The organism is Actinophytocola sp. (assembly GCF_036378875.1).
Lineage (GTDB): Bacteria > Actinomycetota > Actinomycetes > Mycobacteriales > Pseudonocardiaceae > Actinophytocola.
Window position 1 is genome coordinate 46,184 of sequence record NZ_DASUVO010000159.1, and the last position, 16,015, is coordinate 62,198.

The following is a 16,015-nucleotide window of genomic DNA, read 5'->3' on the forward strand; positions in this document are numbered from 1 at the left end:
ATGATCCCACGCATCAGCAATGCACCGCACGCATACTGAGCATCAGACAGTTGCATTGGACACATAGTCCAGTGTGGCGCACAGTGGTCGCATGAACGAGACACAGAGAGTGGCCATTGTGACCGGCGGGTCGCGCGGCATCGGCAGGGAAACGGTTTCGCGGCTGGCGGCGGACGGGTTCGCGGTCGTCGTCGGGTACGCGGGGCGCGCGGCGGACGCCGACGCGGCCGTCGATGAGGTCACCGCCAAGGGTGGCCGGGCCGTCGCGGTCCAGGCCGACGTGGCGGACGAGCAGGCGATCGCCACGTTGTTCGACCGGGCCGAGCAGGAGTTCGGCGGGGTCGACGTGGTGGTGAACGCGGCGGGCGTGATGAACGACCCGACCCCGTTGGCCGAGATGTCCCTCGCGGAGTTCGACCGGATCATGCGCACCAACGTGCGTGGCGCGTTCGTCGTGTCGCAGCAGGCGGCGCGGCGGGTTCGTGCCGGCGGCGCGATCATCAACTTCTCCAGCTCGGTGACGCGGCTCCAGCAGCCGGGCTATGCCCCGTACGGCGCGAGCAAGGGCGCGGTCGACACGATGACGCTGATCCTCGCCCGCGAGCTGCGCGGCCGGGACATCACGGTGAACGCGGTGGCGCCCGGCCCGACGGCGACCGCGCTGTTCCTCGACGGCAAGCCGCAGGAGGTCATCGACCGGCTGGCCGCCGCACCCCCGCTGGAGCGGCTTGGCGAGCCGACGGACATCGCGGAGGTCGTGGCGTTCCTCGCCGGCCCGGCGCGCTGGGTCAACGGCCAGGTCCTGTACGCGAACGGAGGTATCGCGTGATGGCGAAGATCCTGATCACCGGCGCGTCCAGCGGGTTCGGCGCACTCACCGCCCGCGCGCTCGCCGATGCCGGGCACACCGTCTACGCCGGCATGCGGAACGCCGGCACAAGGCCGGAAGCCGACGAGGCCAGGGCGTACGGGCTGATCCCCGTCGAGCTGGACGTGACCTCCGACGAGTCCGTCGCGGCGCTGGACCTGCCCGAGATGGACGTGCTCGTGCACAACGCCGGGCACATGGTGACCGGACCGGCCGAGGCGTTCACGCCGGAGCAGTACGCCTCGCTGTACGACACGAACGTCCTGGGCACGCAGCGGGTCAACCGCAAGCTGCTGCCGGCCATGCGTGCTCGCGGCGACGGGCTCGTGGTGTGGGTCGGCAGCTCCAGTACCCGCGGCGGCACTCCGCCGTACCTCGCGCCGTACTTCGCGGCGAAGGCTGCCATGGACGCGGTGGCGACGAGCTACGCGCTGGAGCTGGCCAGGTTCGGCATCGAGACGTCGATCATCGTGCCGGGCGCGTTCACGGGCGGCACCAACCACTTCGCCAACAGCGGGACGCCGGACGACGTGGCCGTGGTGGCGGAGTACGAGCAGCGCTACCCCGGCCTGATGGACCAGGTCGGCGCGGCACTCGCCGAGATAACGCCACCGGAAGCCGACGTCGCCGAGGTCGCGAACGCCATCGTCCGTGTCGTGGCCGCGCCCAAGGGCAGTCGTCCGTTCCGCGTCCACATCGACCCGGCCGACGACGGCGCCGCGGTCGTCAACGCGGTCGCCGACCGCGTCAGGGCGGAGTTCCTGGGGAGGATCGGCCTGTCCGACCTGCTGCGCCCGGTGGCGTGAGACAGTGCCCGTCGTGCGCATCACCCAGCTGCAGCGAGTCGACCTGAACCTGCTGGTCGCGCTGGCCGCGCTGCTCGAGGAACGGCACGTGTCCCGCGCTGCCGACAGGATCGGGCTGTCGCAGCCGGCGACCAGCCGGGCGCTGCAACGGCTGCGGCGCACCCTCGACGACGAGCTGCTGGTGCGCACCCGCGACGGCTACCGGCTCACGCCCCGCGCGGAGCGGGTCCAGCGTGAGCTGGCCGGCATCCTGCCGAGGCTGGAGATCCTGTTCGGCACGGAACACTTCGACCCCGCGACGGCCACCGACAGCTTCCGGTTGATGGGCACGGACTTCACGACGTCCGTCCTCGGCCCTGGACTGCTGGGCAGGATCTTCCGCGAGGCGCCCGGCACGACGATGACCTTCCTGCCGTGGCACTACGGCGTGTTCGACGACGTGGCGCACGGGTTGGTGGACCTCGCGTTCTCCGGGGTGTCGGTGGACCCGGCGCTGCGCAGCGAGCTGCTGTTCGAGGAGCGGTTCGTATGCCTGATGTCCACCACGAACCCCCTTGCCGACCGGGACACGTTGACACTCGAGGAGTTCCTCGGCGCGGCACACGTCATGGTCGACGTCCTCCAGGGCCAGCAGTCCGCGGTGGACAGACGGCTCGCGGAGCTTGGTGAGCGGCGCAGGGCGGCACTGTCGGTCCCCTACCACACGGCGGCGGTGGCGGTCGTGCCGGAAACCGCGCTGGTGGCCACGCTCCCGTCCCGCCTCGTGTCCGGTATGGACAACCCGACGCTGCGAGCCGTGGCCGCGCCGCCCGAAATCGACAGCATGCCGTACCTGATGACGTGGCACGCCCGCCTCGACGACGACCTGGCACAGCGCTGGCTACGGGACCTGGTCAGGATCGTGGCCGCCGAAACGTGAGCCTCAGGCTCGGATCGACAGGCGCGCCATGGGTTCCACCAGTTCACGCTCCTCATAGGACAGATGGGAGAGCAGTGTGTCGGTGAGCAGGTCGACGGCCGCCGACACCTCCGTGATGCCGTTGGGGTCGCGCACCATCGCGACGAGCGCCGCGTCAACACGTTCGAGCACGTCGTGGATGACGTGGTGCTCCTCGGTCAGGCGGTCCAGCACCGGGCCGAGACGTGCGTCGCCGCGACGCAGCCGCGGGTAGAGCGTCGTGTCCTCGAGCGTGTGGTGCAGGGTGAGCAGCCGGCAGTAGCTCTCGCAGAACGCGCCGAGCGTCCAGTTGTTCTGCCGCATGGTCATCGTGTTGATCTCCGAGCGGGCCGCGGCGACGTCCAGCGCGCCGCCGGCGACCTGCTTCACCAGCGACCGCACCCGGGACAGCTCGGCACGCAGGTGGTCGTGCACGTCGATCAGGTGCTGGCCGTTCGTCCGGCCGGCGGCGGTGTAGACGGCGTCCGGGTCCGGCGGCGGACCGGTCGGGCGGGCCGACTCGTCCCATAACCGCTCCTTCGACAACCGCCGCCCGTCGTCCTGGGTCGGCGTGACACCAAGACGGTCCGGCTCCGCCGTCAGGACCGGTGGCTCCTCGGTGCGGGACAGCATGGTCCGTTCCTGGTCGACCAGCTCACGCACGCCGGGCGCCACCTCTTCGGCGAACCGGCGCAGGTGGTCCTCGCCGCCGCTGTCGACCATCAGCACGAACCCGCTGATGCCTTCGGTCAACGCCAGCTCTGCCAGCTGCTCGACCCACACCTTGGCCGGGCCACGCAGGAAACCGTTGCCGGTGAAGGAACCGCCGATGTTGTAGAGCCGCCGGACGTCGGCAGGCGAGCGACCGGCCTCTTCCGCCGCGTCGTCGATGATCTGGTTCATCGCGGCCAGTTCCTCCGGCGGCGCGTACGGGCTCGACGGCAGCCACCCGTCGGCGGCGCGGCCGGTCAGCTGGAGCATCCGCTTCTTGTACGCACCGAGCCAGATGCCGATGGGGTGCACGGGGAACGGTCCGGGATGCGCGCCGTTCAGTGAGTAGTGCTTGCCGGAGAACCTCACCCCGCGCCCGGGTGTCCACAGTGTCCTGATCACCTCGATGGCCTCGCCGAGCGCATCGACCGACTCGGCAGGCGTGCGACGCGGTCCACCCATGGCGGCGATGGCGTCGACGAACCCGCCGGCGCCGAGCCCCAGCTCGACCCGTCCTCCGGTGATGATGTCGAGACTGGCGGCACTGCGGGCGAGGACCGCTGGGGGTCGCAGCGGCAGGTTGGCGACGTTGGGGAAGACCCGCACCCGGCTGGTGGCCGCGGCGATGACGGTGAGCAGCGTCCACGTTTCGAGGAACGCCGACTGGTACGGGTGGTCCTGCACGCTGACGAGGTCGAGACCGAGGACGTCGGCGGCCTGCGCCAACCGCAGGGTCTCGTCGAACTGGTCGGCGGCGGGCGGCAGGAAGACACCGAACTCGAGTGGGTGACCGTAGTCTGGCATGCCGACAGTATGCCAGACAGATGTTCTGTTCAACAGACGTTCTGTTTCGGCTATCATTGGCCGGGTGACGGCTCTGGACGCTGACCTCGGCTGGACCCTCGGCGTGGTCTTCCGCGCGTACGTCAAGGCGACGAACGCGGTGATCGGCGACATGCCCGGCGGACACCGCGGCTACCAGGTCCTCACGGCCGCCACCCGCGACCAGCCGGAGAGCCAGTCCGCGCTCTGCCAGCAGCTGGGCATCGACCGCACGGTGATGACCTACCTGCTCGACGACCTCGAACGAGCGGACCTCGTCGTGCGCAAGCCGGCGCCCACCGACCGTCGCACCCGGCACGTGGTCGCGACGGAGACGGGCCGCGCCCGCCTGGCCGAACTCGACCGTCACCTCGCGCACGCGGAGGCACACGTTCTGTCGGGCCTGCCGAAGGCCGATCAGCAGAGCCTCAAGTCGTTGCTGACCCGGCTGGCCACACACGTGAACGCCCTCGATCCGGTGGACAGCGCGTGCGCGGTCGTCGAGGAGATCGCCGCTACCAATCCGTAACCTGAACACCGTCTTGACTCACCTTGGCCTGCTCGTCAATAGTTAGGCAGATTGCCTAACCAATACGCGCATCGAGGCAGGCGACGTTGACAACACAGGCCGGATCTTCCCGTCTACTCCGCGAGATCAACGAGTCCGCGGCACTCAGCCTCCTCCTCGAGCGCGGTCCGCTCACCCGTGGGGACCTGCGTGACCTGACGGGCCTGGCGAAGCCGACGACATCGGATGTCATGCGGCGCCTGCAGGAGGCCGGTCTGGTCCGGGTGATCGGGCGCACGAGCGGCGGTCCCGGCCCGAACGCGGACATCTACGACGTCAACCCGGACGCCGCCTACGCTGCCGCGGCCTCGTTGCAGGAGAAGGACTCCAGCCTGATCACGGCCGTGTGCGACCTCACCGGCGAGGTCCGGTCGAGGGTCACGACGAAGCTCTCCGACGACCCCGTCAAGTCCGTCGCGGAGGGGGTGCAGCTGGCGTGTCAGAAGGCCCGCATCCCCCGCAAGCGCCTCGACCACGTGCAGTTGGGCGTCCCGGGCGCCCACCACGACGGCACGATCCGCTACGTGGACGTGCCGGGCTGGTCACGCCCGGGACTGATCGACGACATCCGCGCTCGCTTGCGTACTCCGGTGAGCGTGGACAACGATGTCAACCTCGCGGCGGCCGCCGAGCGGTCGCGGGGCATCGCCGGTAACGCCGAGAGCTTCGCCTTGCTGTGGCTGGGCGAGGAAGGCCTCGGCCTGGGGATCGATCTCGGGGGAACAGTTCTGCGCGGTGCCCGAGGGGGCGCCGGCGAGATCGGCTACATGCCGGTAGGTGTGCCCCAGCACGACGGGGCGCACGACTTCCAGGAATTCGTGGGCGGTCCGGCAATCCTGGCGCTGGCCCGCGAACACGGCATCGAGGTGGAACGAGCGGAAGACGCCGTCCGCAGCGCGGCCGCAACCTTGACCGAACCAGACACCAGTGATCCGTTCCTCAGCGCGTTGGCCGTCCGCATCGCCACCGGTATCGCCGCCGTGGTCGCTGTGCTCGACCCCGCGCTCGTCGTCCTCGCCGGCGAGGTCGGCCAGGCCGGCGGGCCTGTGCTCGCCGGCGCTGTTGGCGCCGCGTTGCGGGACCTGTCCGTTCTCGAGACCGAGGTCGCCGCGACCGGCCTCACCGAGGACGCGGTCCTGCTCGGCGCGCTTGACACCACCCTCACCGCGGTCCGCACCGCCTTGCTTGACCGCCGCTAGGAGACCACATATGTTGCGCCGTTCCGCGCTGCTCGCCACCGCAGCCCTGCTCATCGCCGCCTGCACCCCAGGTACCAACGCCGACACCGAGATCGCGCCCGCCGGCGAGGACGCCAAGGGCACCGTCGAGTTCTGGCACTTCTTCACCGACCGCGAGGCGAAGGCCATCGACACGGCCGTCGCCGCGTTCGAGAAGGAGCACCCCGACATCGACGTGAAGGTGACCGCCGGTCAGGACGACTCCAAGATGCTCCAGGCCATCTCGTCCGGCAAGGGACCGGACGTCGGCCTGTCCTACTCGACGGACATCGTCGGGAAGTTCTGCTCCGCCAAGGCCTGGCGTGACCTGACCCCGTACATCGAGCGGGACAAGGTGGACCTCGACCAGTTCCCCGAAACTGTGCGGGAGTACACCTCCTACAAGGGCAACCGCTGCGCGATGCCGTTCCTCGCCGACGTGTACGGCCTGTACTACAACAAGGCCCTGCTCGCCGAGGCCGGTTACACGGAGCCGCCGAAGACGATGACCGAACTGGCCGACATGGCCAAGAAGCTCACCAAGCGCGCGCCGGACGGCACCATCGAGGTCGCTGGCTTCCTCCCCGTGCTGAACTTCTACGAGCACTCGCCGCAGCACGCCGCGCCGATGTGGGACGCGAAGTGGCTCACGGACGACGAGAAGTCCGCCATCGGTTCCGACCCGAACTGGGCCGCGATGCTCCAGTGGCACAAGGACCTCGTCGACTGGTATGGCTACGAGAAGGTGCAGCAGTTCACCGCCGGTCTCGGCGACGAGTGGAGCGCCGACAACGCTTTCCAGCAGGGCAAGCTGGCGATGGCCATCGACGGTGAGTACCGCGTCGCGTTCATCGAGGACCAGGCGCCGGACGTCGACTTCGGCACCGCTCCCCTGCCGGTGGCGGACAACCAGTCCGACCGCTACGGCGCCGGGTTCGTCACCGGCAACGTCATGGGCGTCTCCGCGAACTCCGACAACCCCGAGGCGTCGTGGGAGCTGATCAAGTACCTCACGACCGAGACCGACACGATCGTGAACCTGTCCAACGGCATCAAGAACGTGCCGACCACAAAGGAGGCTCTGGCGTCACCGAAGCTGGAGGCCGACGAGCGGTTCAAGACGTTCCTGGACATCTTCGCCAACCCGAACACCGGGACCACGCCACCGAACGCGTCCGGCCCGAAGTACGTGGAGATGGCATCGGAGTTCGTCAACAGCTACCTCTCCGGTGAGGCAACGGATCTGACCGGCGGGCTCAAGGACCTCGACCAGCGCATCGACTCCGCTCTCGAGCTCGGACGCTGACAGTGACGGCCGTCCTGACCCGTCCGCCCACCGTGGCGACGCGACCGGCGCGGCGGCGACCGCCGCGCCGGTGGCGGCACCGGATGACCGTGCTGAGCTTCATGGCCCCGGCCCTCGTCGGCATCACGGTGTTCTTCCTGTACCCGCTGCTCTCCGCGATCTACTTCTCCTTCACCAGGTTCGACCTGCTCACCACCCCGCAGTGGGTGGGCCTGCGCAACTACATCTACCTGTTCACACAGGACCCGAACGCGCAGAAGGCGGCCTGGAACACGTTGTGGTTCGTGGCGATCCTCGTGCCGGCACGGATGATCGCCGCGCTGCTCACGGCGATGCTGCTGGTGTCGCTCAAGCGCGGTGGCGGGTTCTTCCGCACGATCTTCTACCTGCCGGCGCTCGCCCCGCCGGTGGCGGCGACGATCGCGTTCGTGTTCCTGTTCAACCCGGCCACCGGTCCGGTGAACGGGGTGCTGAGCTGGTTCGGCATCGACGGTCCACTGTGGTTCGACTCGCCGGACTGGGCGAAGCCGTCGCTGGTGCTGCTCGGCACCTGGGCGGTCGGCGACCTGATGGTCATCTTCCTGGCCGCACTGCTGGACGTGCCGAAACCGCTGTACGAGGCGGCTTCGCTGGACGGCGCGAGCGCCCTGCAGCGGTTCCGCTACGTCACGTTCCCGTCGCTGTCCCCGGTGCTGCTGTTCGCCGGGGTGACGGGAGTGATCCAGACACTGCAGTACTTCACGCAGGCGGCGGTCGCGGCGAGCGTCGCCAGCGGCGTGGTCACCGCCGGCGGTGGGATCTCCTCCACGTTCGGCTATCCCGAGGAGTCCACTTTGACCTATCCGCTCCACCTCTATGTCGCCGGGTTCCGCTACTACGACATGGGCTACGCGAACGCCCTGGCCGTCGTGCTGTTCCTGGTGGCCTTCGGGGTCACGATGGTGCTGCTGCGGCGGTTCCGTGACTTCGCTGGAGGCGCCCGATGACCGCGGTCACCGCAGTGCGGCGGGGCACCATGGTGCGGGAGTCGTGGCTGATCGTGGTGGCACGCAACAGCCTTGCCATCGCGGCGGCGGTCATCTTCGTGACACCGTTCGTGTTCGTGGTGCTCATCTCGTTCATGACGAGCGACCAGGCGCTGACGTCCAACCTGTGGCCGACCACGTGGCATCCGGAGAACTTCGTCACGATCTTCACGAAGCTGCCGGTGTTCGACTACATGGTCAACACGGTGGTCTACGTCGTGCTCGCCACCGTGTTCATGCTGCTGTCGAGCGTGCCGGCGGCGTACGCGCTCGCGAAGCTGCGCTGGCGTGGCGAGAAGACCGTGTTCCTGGTGATCATCTGCATGATGATGCTGCCACCGCAGGTGGTCACGGTGCCGCTGTACCTGATGTGGTCGAACGCCGGGCTGACCGGCACACTGTGGCCGCTGATCCTGCCGATGCTGGCCGGCGACGCGTTCAGCATCTTCCTGCTGCGCCAGTTCCTGCTGACGATCCCGGACTCCATTGTGGACGCGGCACGGATCGACGGCTGCGGGGAGTGGCAGGTGCTGCTGCGGGTGGTGGCGCCGATGGCGCGGCCGGGTATCGCGGCCACGGCCATCTTCCAGTTCTTCTACGCGTGGAACGACTACTACGGCCCGCTTCTCTACACGAGTGAGAACCAGGCGAACTGGACGCTGTCCATCGCGCTGTCGCAGTTCAAGTCGCTGCACCACGTGGAGTGGAACCTCATCATGGCGGCGACGCTGCTGGTGATGGCGCCGGTGATCATCGTGTTCTTCTTCGCCCAGAAGGCATTCGTGCAGGGCGTGACACTGACGGGAGTGAAAGGGTGAAGGTCGCGGTCGTTGGGGGTGGTTCGACGTACACACCCGAGCTGATCGACGGGTTCGCGCGGCTGCCGTTCGCCGTCGACGAGGTGGTGCTGGTCGACCCGGCCCTGTCCCGGCTCGGGATCGTCGGGGAGTTCGGGCGCCGGCTTCTCGCCCGCCACGACAGCTCCACCAAGCTGTCCTGGACCGACGACCTCGACGCCGGGCTCACCGACGCCGACGTCGTGCTGCTGCAGCTGCGGGTCGGCGGGCAGACGGCCCGGATCAGCGACGAGACGTTCCCGCTGGACTGCGGGTGCGTCGGGCAGGAGACGACCGGCGCCGGCGGTCTGGCGAAGGCGCTGCGCACGGTGCCGGTCGTGCTCGACATCGCCCGCAGGGCACGGGAACGTGCCGCGCCGAACGCGTGGGTGGTGGCCTTCACGAACCCGGTGGGCATCGTGACGCGTGCGCTGCTCGACGACGGGCACCGCGCGGTCGGGCTGTGCAACGTGTCGATCGGCGTGCAGCGGCGCTTCGCCGGGCTGCTCGGCGTGGCACCGGACGAGGTCCAGCTCGACCACGTCGGTCTCAACCACCTGACGTGGACGAGGGCCGCGCGTGTGTCCGGTGTGGACCGGCTGCCGGAACTGCTGGCCGAGCACGGCGAGTCCCTTGCCGAGCCGCTCGGCCTGCCGATCGAGGTGCTTCGGCTCACCGGCACGCTGCCGTCGTACTACCTGCGGTACTTCTACTGCCACGACGAGGTGGTGGCCGCCCAGCGCACCGAGCAGTCACGCGGTGCGCGGGTGGTCGAGATCGAACGGGAACTCCTTGCCCTGTACCAGGATCCGGCCCTCGACACGAAGCCGGCGCTGTTGACCGAACGAGGCGGGGCGTACTACTCCGAGGCCGCGATCGGGCTGCTGGCTTCTCTGCACGGAGAGCCGGGCACGCACGCGGTGAACGTGCGGAACAACGGGACGCTGCCGAACCTGCCCGACAACGCGGTCATCGAGGTGACCTGCGACGTCGACACGGACGGGGCCAGGCCCGCGCCGGCCGCACCGCTCGCGCCGGACCTCGCGGGGCTGGTGTCGCACGTGTCCGGTTACGAGGAACTGGCGGTCGACGCCGCGCTACGTGGTGGCGCGGACCGCGTGTACCACGCGTTGCTGGCACATCCGCTGATCGGCCAGGCGGACCAGGCGCGTGTGCTGACCGACCGGCTGCTGGCGGAGAACGCCGAGTTCCTTGCGTGGGCGCGATGAGCCTGCTCCTCGCCGTCGACGGCGGCAACTCCAAGACCGACGTGGTGGTGGTCGACGACACCGGGGTGGTGCTCGGGCACGCACGCGGGCCCGGCTCCAACCACCAGTCGACCGGACTGCCGGAAGCCATGCGCCGGCTTGGTGTCCTGGTGGACGAGGCCCGCGCCGACGCGGGCCTCGCCGATGCCGACCGGCTCGCGCTCGCCGCCGTCTACGTGGCCGGCGGGGACCTGCCCAGCGAGCTGGCCATGCTCAACGACGCCGTGACCGAGGCCGGCTGGGCCGACAAGGCCATTGTGGACAACGACACGCTGGCACTGCTGCGTACCGGTACCGAAGCGCCGGACGCGGTCGCGGTGGTGTGCGGTGCGGGCATCAACTGCGTCGGCAGGGCCGCGGACGGCCGCATGGTCCGTTTTCCCGCGCTGGGCACGATCTCCGGCGACTGGGGCGGCGGTGACGAGATCGGCCCGCTCGCGTTGTGGCACGCCGCGCGCGCGGAGGACGGCCGGGGCCCGGCGACCGCGTTGACCGGGGCCGTCGCGGCGCACTTCGGCCTCGCCAGCGCGGCGGAGGTGACGATGGCGGCACACCTGGATCCCGGTGTGGCGTCACGGTTGGGTGAACTGGCCCCGGTGCTGTTCGAGGTCGCACGCAGCGGTGACGACGTGGCGAAGTCCGTCGTGATTCGTCAGGGCGAGGAGGTGGCGGTCCTGGCGATCGCCGCACTGCGCCGGCTCGACCTGGTGGCGAAACCGGCGACGGTCGTGCTGGGTGGCGGCGTGCTCAGGGGCAAAGATCCGCTGCTGCACCAGGTAATCCGCGAACGACTGGCATCGGCGGTGCCACTGGCGGAGATCACGGTGGCCACCGATCCGCCGGTGGTCGGGGCGGCACTGCTCGGCCTGGCCGAACTGGGCGGGGCGAGCGGACTTCGTGTTGACTGGAAGAATGCCTTTGCACGGTGAGTACGCGCCGAGCTCGTACGAGAAGGCGCGCAAGCAGGTGAAAGAGTACGAGAGTTCCGGCGGCACCAGTGGCACCACGATGCACGGGTTGCCCGTCGTCATCCTGACCTCGAAGGGCGCGAAGACGGGCAAGATCCGCAAGTCGCCGCTGATGCGGGTCGAGCACGAAGGCCGGTACGCGGCGGTGGCGTCGATGGGTGGCGCGCCGGTGGACCCGCTCTGGGCCCACAACCTCAGGGCCAACCCCGAGGTGGAACTGCAGGACGGGCCCGGCAGGTGGGACATGGTGGCCCACGAGGCCACGGGCGAGGAACGGCTCAGGTGGTGGGAGATCGCCGTGGCCGCGTTCTCACCCTACGCGGAGTACCAGACGAGAACGGACCGGCAGATCCCGGTGTTCGTGCTGACCCGGAAGAGCTGAGCACGGCCAGACCACACACCAGGACGAGTCCCAGCGCCACCAGCACCCCGGTGCGCAACGCGGACGGGCCGGCCACGGTCCACAGAAGAGCGCCCGTGGCCGAGCCCGCCGCGATTCCCACCTGCCGCACCAGGTTCGACGTCGCCGCGGTGAGCCCGAGCTGCTCCCCCGGCGCGTTGCCCATCAGGAACACCTGCAGCTGCCCGTTGAACAACCCGAACCCGGCCCCCGCGAACGCCAGGCGCCACGCGATGTCCGGTGCCGTGCCGGACGTGAAGACCAGCAGTGCCAACCCGGTCGCGATCAACCCGGCCCCGCACAGCGCCACCGGCCGCGTCCCCACCCGGTCGGCCACGAGGCCCGCGCCGTAGCTCGTCGCCAGCGCCGCCACCGGGAACGCCAGCAGCACCAGCCCGGCCGTGCTCGCGTCGCCCACAAAGAACGGCAGCACGAACGTGACCAAGAAAAGTGCACTGTAGACACACGTCAGCGCGATGTGCGGGCCGAGCACCCCTGGCGAGCGCAGCAGCGAACGCACCGGCACGGCGTCCCCGCTTCGCCACCACACGACCAGCGACACCGCTCCCACCAGGAACCACGGACTGAGCAGCAGTCCCAACAGGACGGACACGGCGCCGCAGCCGAACGTGCCGGCCTCCACCAGCCAGCGCCGCCGCGGCCACGCCAGCGACGCACCGCGTGGCATTGAGCGCGCGGACAGCACGACGACCAGCACCAGGGGCACCGCCGTCAGGTAGAAGATCCACGACCAGTCGACCGCCTCCACCAGCCAGCCGCCGAGCACCGGCCCGGTCATCCCACCGGCGGTGCCGAACAGCATGGCGACGCCGAACGCGCGGGCCCGCTTCGCCGGCCTCACGGCCACCGTCGTCAGCACCGGGCTGATCGCGAGCAGCAGCACCGCGAACATTCCCTGTGCGACACGGGCCACCACCAGCCAACCGACTCCCGGTGCGAGTCCACACGCGACACTCGCGACGGCGAAGCCCGCGCACGCGAGCCGTAGCACCCGACGCGGGTCGCTGACGTCGACCCACCGCCCGGCACACAGCGCCAACCCGATGATCGGCGTCAGGTACCCCAGCACCACCCACTGCACGGTGCCCGCGCCGGCATCGAAGCTCGACCCGATCGTCGGCAGGGCGACGTTCACGATCGTCGCGTCCAGCTGTGCCACGAAGATCGCGAGACTGGCCGCGACCACGAGCCCCCAACGGTCCCCCACGATAACCTGCCTCACCAAGACAACTTTGCTTTGCAAGCAAAGCTATTAGGAAGACAGAGGTATGTCAACGGGCCTGAGTCTCACGGAGGCCGTGCGCGCCCTCCTGCTGCTGTTCCCCCGCGTGGTCGGCCGGGTGAAACGCGCCCCCATCCCGGACGAGCTGAAGTCGGTGGCGATCGCCCCGCGCCACCTCTCGCTGTTCTCCTACCTGCAGTTCGACGGGCCGATGCCGGTGAACGAGCTGGCCGCCCGCCTCGAGGTGGCACCGGCGACGGTCAGCCTGATGATCGGCGACCTCAGCCGCAAAGGCCTGATCGAGCGGCGCGAGGACGACGCCGACCGGCGCCGCACGATCGTGAGCATCGCGCCGAACCGCAGGGCGGCCATCGAGAAGTGGATCGTCGCGGCGGCCGGCGCCTGGCAGACGGCACTCGAGCCGCTCACCGACGAGCAGCGTCAGACCTTCGTGGCAACGCTCGCACGCTTCGAAGAGGCGCTGAACCGCTGATAATGGCGATATGACCGAACGCGTGTGGCACGACGTCGACGACTACATCAACGGCCTCGTCATCGACAGGGACGACGCACTGGACCGTGTGCTGGCCAGCACTGTCCAGGCGGGGCTGCCGGAGATCAACGTCGCCCCCAACCAGGGAAAGTTCCTCAACCTCATCGCGCGGATCCACGGTGCGCGAAAGATTCTGGAGATCGGCACGCTCGCGGGTTACAGCACGATCTGGCTCGCCCGTGCCCTGCCCGCGGACGGCAGGCTGATCACGCTGGAGGCCGACCCGCACCACGCCGACGTGGCCAGTCAGAACATCGCCGCCGCAGGCCTCGCCGACCGAGTCGAGGTCAGGGTGGGCAAGGCGCTCGACACGCTGCCGGCGCTGGAGAGCGAAGGCCCGTTCGACCTGTTCTTCATCGACGCGGACAAGGTCAACAACCCGGCGTACTTCCGCTGGGCGGTCGACCACTCGCGGCCCGGCAGCGTGATCATCGTGGACAACGTGGTGCGCGGCGGGCTCGTGCTGGACGCGGGTAGCAGCGACCCGTCCGTCATCGGCACCCGCGAGCTGGGCGCGCTGATCGCGAAGGAGTCGCGGGTCTCGGCCACGATGGTCCAGACCGTGGGCGGCAAGGGGTACGACGGGTTCGCGCTCGCGCTGGTCACGGGCTGATGTCCAGGCAGGACCGGGCGGAGCGCACGCGCAACCTGATCCTCGACGCCGCGGCCGAGGTGTTCGAGGCGCGCGGCTTCGCCGGTGCCAGCCTGTCCGACATCCTCGCCAGGGCGGGGGTGACCAAGGGAGCGCTGTACTTCCACTTCGAGTCCAAAGAGGAGCTGGCGAAGGCGCTCGTCGAGGAGCACTGGACGGTCGACCCGCCGGCCGCCGCGAACCCGATCCAGAGCGTGATCGACCTGTGCCACGCCTTCTGCGACAGCCTTCGCACGAACATCCGCGTGCGGGCCAGCAGCCGGCTGGTGACCGAGACGGACTTCGACCGGCCGTACCCTCGGCGGTGGCTCGACATGATCCGCGAGTTCCTGGAGGCCGCGCGGGAGGCCGGTGACCTGCGCCCGGAGCTGGACCCGGTGAACGTGACCGCCTACGTCGGCGGCGCGGTGCTCGGCATCCAGACGATGTCCGGCGCACTCACCAGCCGCGCGGACCTGCGCGAACGGATGACCGACATGTGGCGGATCTCGCTGCCCGGCATGGTGCCGCCCCGCCGGCTGTCCCGGTTCGACCCGGCCGGCTCCCGGGCCTAGCCTAGGCCTGGTCCAGGCCTGGTCCAGGCCTGGTCTAGGCCGACAGCTCGGTCGCGCCGCCGAACGTGCGCCGGTAGTTCTTCGGCGGGACGCCGACGATCTTGTTGAAGTGGTGGCGGAGCAGCGCGGCGGAGCCGAAACCGCTCTGCTCGGCGACGTCCTCGACGGACATCTGGGTGTCCTCCAGCAGCTGCCGCGCGTGCAGCACCCGCTGCATGATCAGCCACTTGGCTGGCGTGGTCCCGGTCTCGGCGACGAAGCGGCGCGCGAACGTCCGCTCGGACATCCGTGCCCGGCGGGCGAGTTCGGCGACCGTGTGCTCGGCCTTGAGGTTGTCGAGCATCCACGTCAGCAGCGGAGAGAGACTGTCGGCGGTGCACTCGGGGATCGGCAGCTCGACGTACTGGCGCTGGCCGCCGTCCCGCTGCGGCGGCACGACCATCCGCCGCGCGATGGCGTTGGCCGCGGCGGACCCGAGCTCCTGACGGACGATGTGCAGGCAGGCGTCGATCCCGGCGGCCGTGCCCGCGCTGGTGACGATGTTGCCGTCGTGGACGTAGAGGACGTCCGGGTCGAGCAGGATCGTCGGGAAGCGGTCGAGCAGCTGCTGCCCGTGGCGCCAGTGCGTGGTGCAGTGCCGGCCCTCGAGCAACCCGGCGGCCCCGAGGATGAAGGCGCCACTGCACACCGAGAGCAACATCGCGCCACGGTCGGCCGCCTTGCGCAACGTCTCCAGCACGGCTTCCGGGTACTCGTCACGCAACGTCGCCGCCGGTACCGCGACGAGATCGGCCCCGTCGACCGCGTCGAGCCCGTGCTCAGGGATGAGCATCGCCCCCACAGTGGTCCGGATCGGCTCCCCGGGCCGCTCCCCGCACACCCGGAACTCGATCGGCGGCACCCCCTCCTCGGTCCGGTCGATCCCGAAAACCTCGCAGAGCACGCCGAACTCGAAGGGCGCGACCTGGTCGATCACGATGGCGGCGACAGTCCTGAGCATGACTAGAGCGTACGTGGCAGGATTTTGTTGCACAAGGTCTGTTCTGCCACTGTTGGCAGCAATGCATCGGGCGCAAACTTAATGCCATGGAACTCCTCATCACCGCCCTCATCGTCGCCTTCGTCATCTACGGCCTGGAGCGCAACAAGGCCAACAACCCCAACCACCCCCACCTGGCGGGCAGCACCGACATACAAGACCGAGACATGGAACGCCTGTCCACCGAACTACTAACCCGCGCCTGACCCTCGCGTGTCCAACACTCCAGACCCGCGAGTTCA

General features: G+C 69.4%; 18 protein-coding genes. 15 read left to right on the plus strand and 3 right to left on the minus strand.

The genetic code is table 11. From position 1 onward, the window contains the following. Window positions 1-91: 91 nt before the first annotated feature. The 3 genes from VF106_RS44235 to VF106_RS44245 are packed head-to-tail and all read left to right on the plus strand — an operon-like array spanning window position 92 to window position 2,593. Window positions 92-829, plus strand: a complete 738-nt coding sequence (locus VF106_RS44235; protein ID WP_330846047.1) for an SDR family oxidoreductase — start codon at window positions 92-94, stop codon at window positions 827-829. Next, window positions 829-1,674 carry an SDR family NAD(P)-dependent oxidoreductase gene (locus VF106_RS44240; protein WP_330846133.1) on the plus strand — a complete coding sequence of 282 codons (846 nt, stop codon included), beginning with the start codon at window positions 829-831 and terminating at the stop codon, window positions 1,672-1,674. Before VF106_RS44235 ends, VF106_RS44240 begins: the two co-directional genes overlap by 1 nt. A 13-nt stretch (window positions 1,675-1,687) precedes the next feature. After that, entirely contained in the window at window positions 1,688-2,593 is a 906-nt protein-coding gene (locus VF106_RS44245) for a LysR family transcriptional regulator (protein WP_330846048.1), read from the plus strand. 3 nt (window positions 2,594-2,596) lie between these two features. Here the strand turns inward: VF106_RS44245 and VF106_RS44250 are convergent, their stop codons facing one another. Further along, window positions 2,597-4,126: an LLM class flavin-dependent oxidoreductase gene (locus VF106_RS44250; protein WP_330846049.1), complete on the minus strand. Its 1,530-nt coding sequence runs from the start codon at window positions 4,124-4,126 to the stop codon at window positions 2,597-2,599. Window positions 4,127-4,190: 64 nt separating this feature from the next. Here VF106_RS44250 and VF106_RS44255 point away from each other — a divergent pair, with 64 nt between their 5' ends. From VF106_RS44255 to VF106_RS44290, 8 genes are all read left to right on the plus strand, one after another. After that, window positions 4,191-4,673 carry a MarR family winged helix-turn-helix transcriptional regulator gene (locus tag VF106_RS44255; RefSeq protein ID WP_330846050.1) on the plus strand — a complete coding sequence of 161 codons (483 nt, stop codon included), beginning with the start codon at window positions 4,191-4,193 and terminating at the stop codon, window positions 4,671-4,673. 86 nt (window positions 4,674-4,759) lie between these two features. After that, window positions 4,760-5,911, plus strand: a complete 1,152-nt coding sequence (locus VF106_RS44260; RefSeq protein WP_330846051.1) for an ROK family transcriptional regulator — start codon at window positions 4,760-4,762, stop codon at window positions 5,909-5,911. Window positions 5,912-5,921: 10 nt separating this feature from the next. Next, the gene (locus VF106_RS44265; RefSeq protein ID WP_330846052.1) at window positions 5,922-7,235 is read left to right on the plus strand and encodes an ABC transporter substrate-binding protein; all 1,314 of its coding nucleotides are present in this window, start codon (window positions 5,922-5,924) and stop codon (window positions 7,233-7,235) included. A 2-nt stretch (window positions 7,236-7,237) separates the two neighbouring features. After that, a complete protein-coding gene (locus VF106_RS44270) occupies window positions 7,238-8,221 on the plus strand; it encodes a carbohydrate ABC transporter permease (RefSeq protein WP_330846053.1) in 984 nt (327 codons plus the stop codon). After that, window positions 8,218-9,078 carry a carbohydrate ABC transporter permease gene (locus VF106_RS44275; RefSeq protein ID WP_330846054.1) on the plus strand — a complete coding sequence of 287 codons (861 nt, stop codon included), beginning with the start codon at window positions 8,218-8,220 and terminating at the stop codon, window positions 9,076-9,078. Before VF106_RS44270 ends, VF106_RS44275 begins: the two co-directional genes overlap by 4 nt. Continuing rightward, on the plus strand, window positions 9,075-10,325 hold the full coding sequence (locus VF106_RS44280) for a family 4 glycosyl hydrolase (protein ID WP_330846055.1): 1,251 nt from the start codon (window positions 9,075-9,077) through the stop codon (window positions 10,323-10,325). Before VF106_RS44275 ends, VF106_RS44280 begins: the two co-directional genes overlap by 4 nt. Next, window positions 10,322-11,293, plus strand: coding sequence for an N-acetylglucosamine kinase (locus tag VF106_RS44285; RefSeq protein ID WP_330846056.1), 972 nt, complete (start codon window positions 10,322-10,324; stop codon window positions 11,291-11,293). The genes VF106_RS44280 and VF106_RS44285 overlap by 4 nt, the downstream gene beginning before the upstream one ends. Next, window positions 11,277-11,714 (plus strand): nitroreductase family deazaflavin-dependent oxidoreductase, encoded by a 438-nt coding sequence (locus VF106_RS44290; protein WP_330846057.1) that lies wholly within the window; start codon window positions 11,277-11,279, stop codon window positions 11,712-11,714. The genes VF106_RS44285 and VF106_RS44290 overlap by 17 nt, the downstream gene beginning before the upstream one ends. Here the strand turns inward: VF106_RS44290 and VF106_RS44295 are convergent. Further along, window positions 11,611-12,975, minus strand: a complete 1,365-nt coding sequence (locus tag VF106_RS44295; RefSeq protein WP_330846058.1) for an MFS transporter — start codon at window positions 12,973-12,975, stop codon at window positions 11,611-11,613. The genes VF106_RS44290 and VF106_RS44295 overlap by 104 nt on opposite strands. Window positions 12,976-13,021: 46 nt before the next feature. Between VF106_RS44295 and VF106_RS44300 the strand changes: the two genes are divergently transcribed. From VF106_RS44300 to VF106_RS44310, 3 genes are read left to right on the plus strand one after another with little or no spacing between them, the layout of a single operon-like run. Continuing rightward, window positions 13,022-13,468, plus strand: coding sequence for a MarR family winged helix-turn-helix transcriptional regulator (locus VF106_RS44300; RefSeq protein WP_330846059.1), 447 nt, complete (start codon window positions 13,022-13,024; stop codon window positions 13,466-13,468). Between the two features lie 10 nt (window positions 13,469-13,478). Then, entirely contained in the window at window positions 13,479-14,141 is a 663-nt protein-coding gene (locus tag VF106_RS44305) for an O-methyltransferase (RefSeq protein WP_330846060.1), read from the plus strand. Then, window positions 14,141-14,734: a ScbR family autoregulator-binding transcription factor gene (locus VF106_RS44310; protein ID WP_330846061.1), complete on the plus strand. Its 594-nt coding sequence runs from the start codon at window positions 14,141-14,143 to the stop codon at window positions 14,732-14,734. The genes VF106_RS44305 and VF106_RS44310 overlap by 1 nt, the downstream gene beginning before the upstream one ends. A 34-nt stretch (window positions 14,735-14,768) precedes the next feature. Here the strand turns inward: VF106_RS44310 and VF106_RS44315 are convergent, their stop codons facing one another. Beyond that, on the minus strand, window positions 14,769-15,734 hold the full coding sequence (locus VF106_RS44315; RefSeq protein WP_330846062.1) for a helix-turn-helix domain-containing protein: 966 nt from the start codon (window positions 15,732-15,734) through the stop codon (window positions 14,769-14,771). Between the two features lie 86 nt (window positions 15,735-15,820). Here VF106_RS44315 and VF106_RS44320 point away from each other — a divergent pair, with 86 nt between their 5' ends. Continuing rightward, on the plus strand, window positions 15,821-15,979 hold the full coding sequence (locus tag VF106_RS44320) for a hypothetical protein (RefSeq protein ID WP_330846063.1): 159 nt from the start codon (window positions 15,821-15,823) through the stop codon (window positions 15,977-15,979). Window positions 15,980-16,015 lie beyond the last annotated feature (36 nt).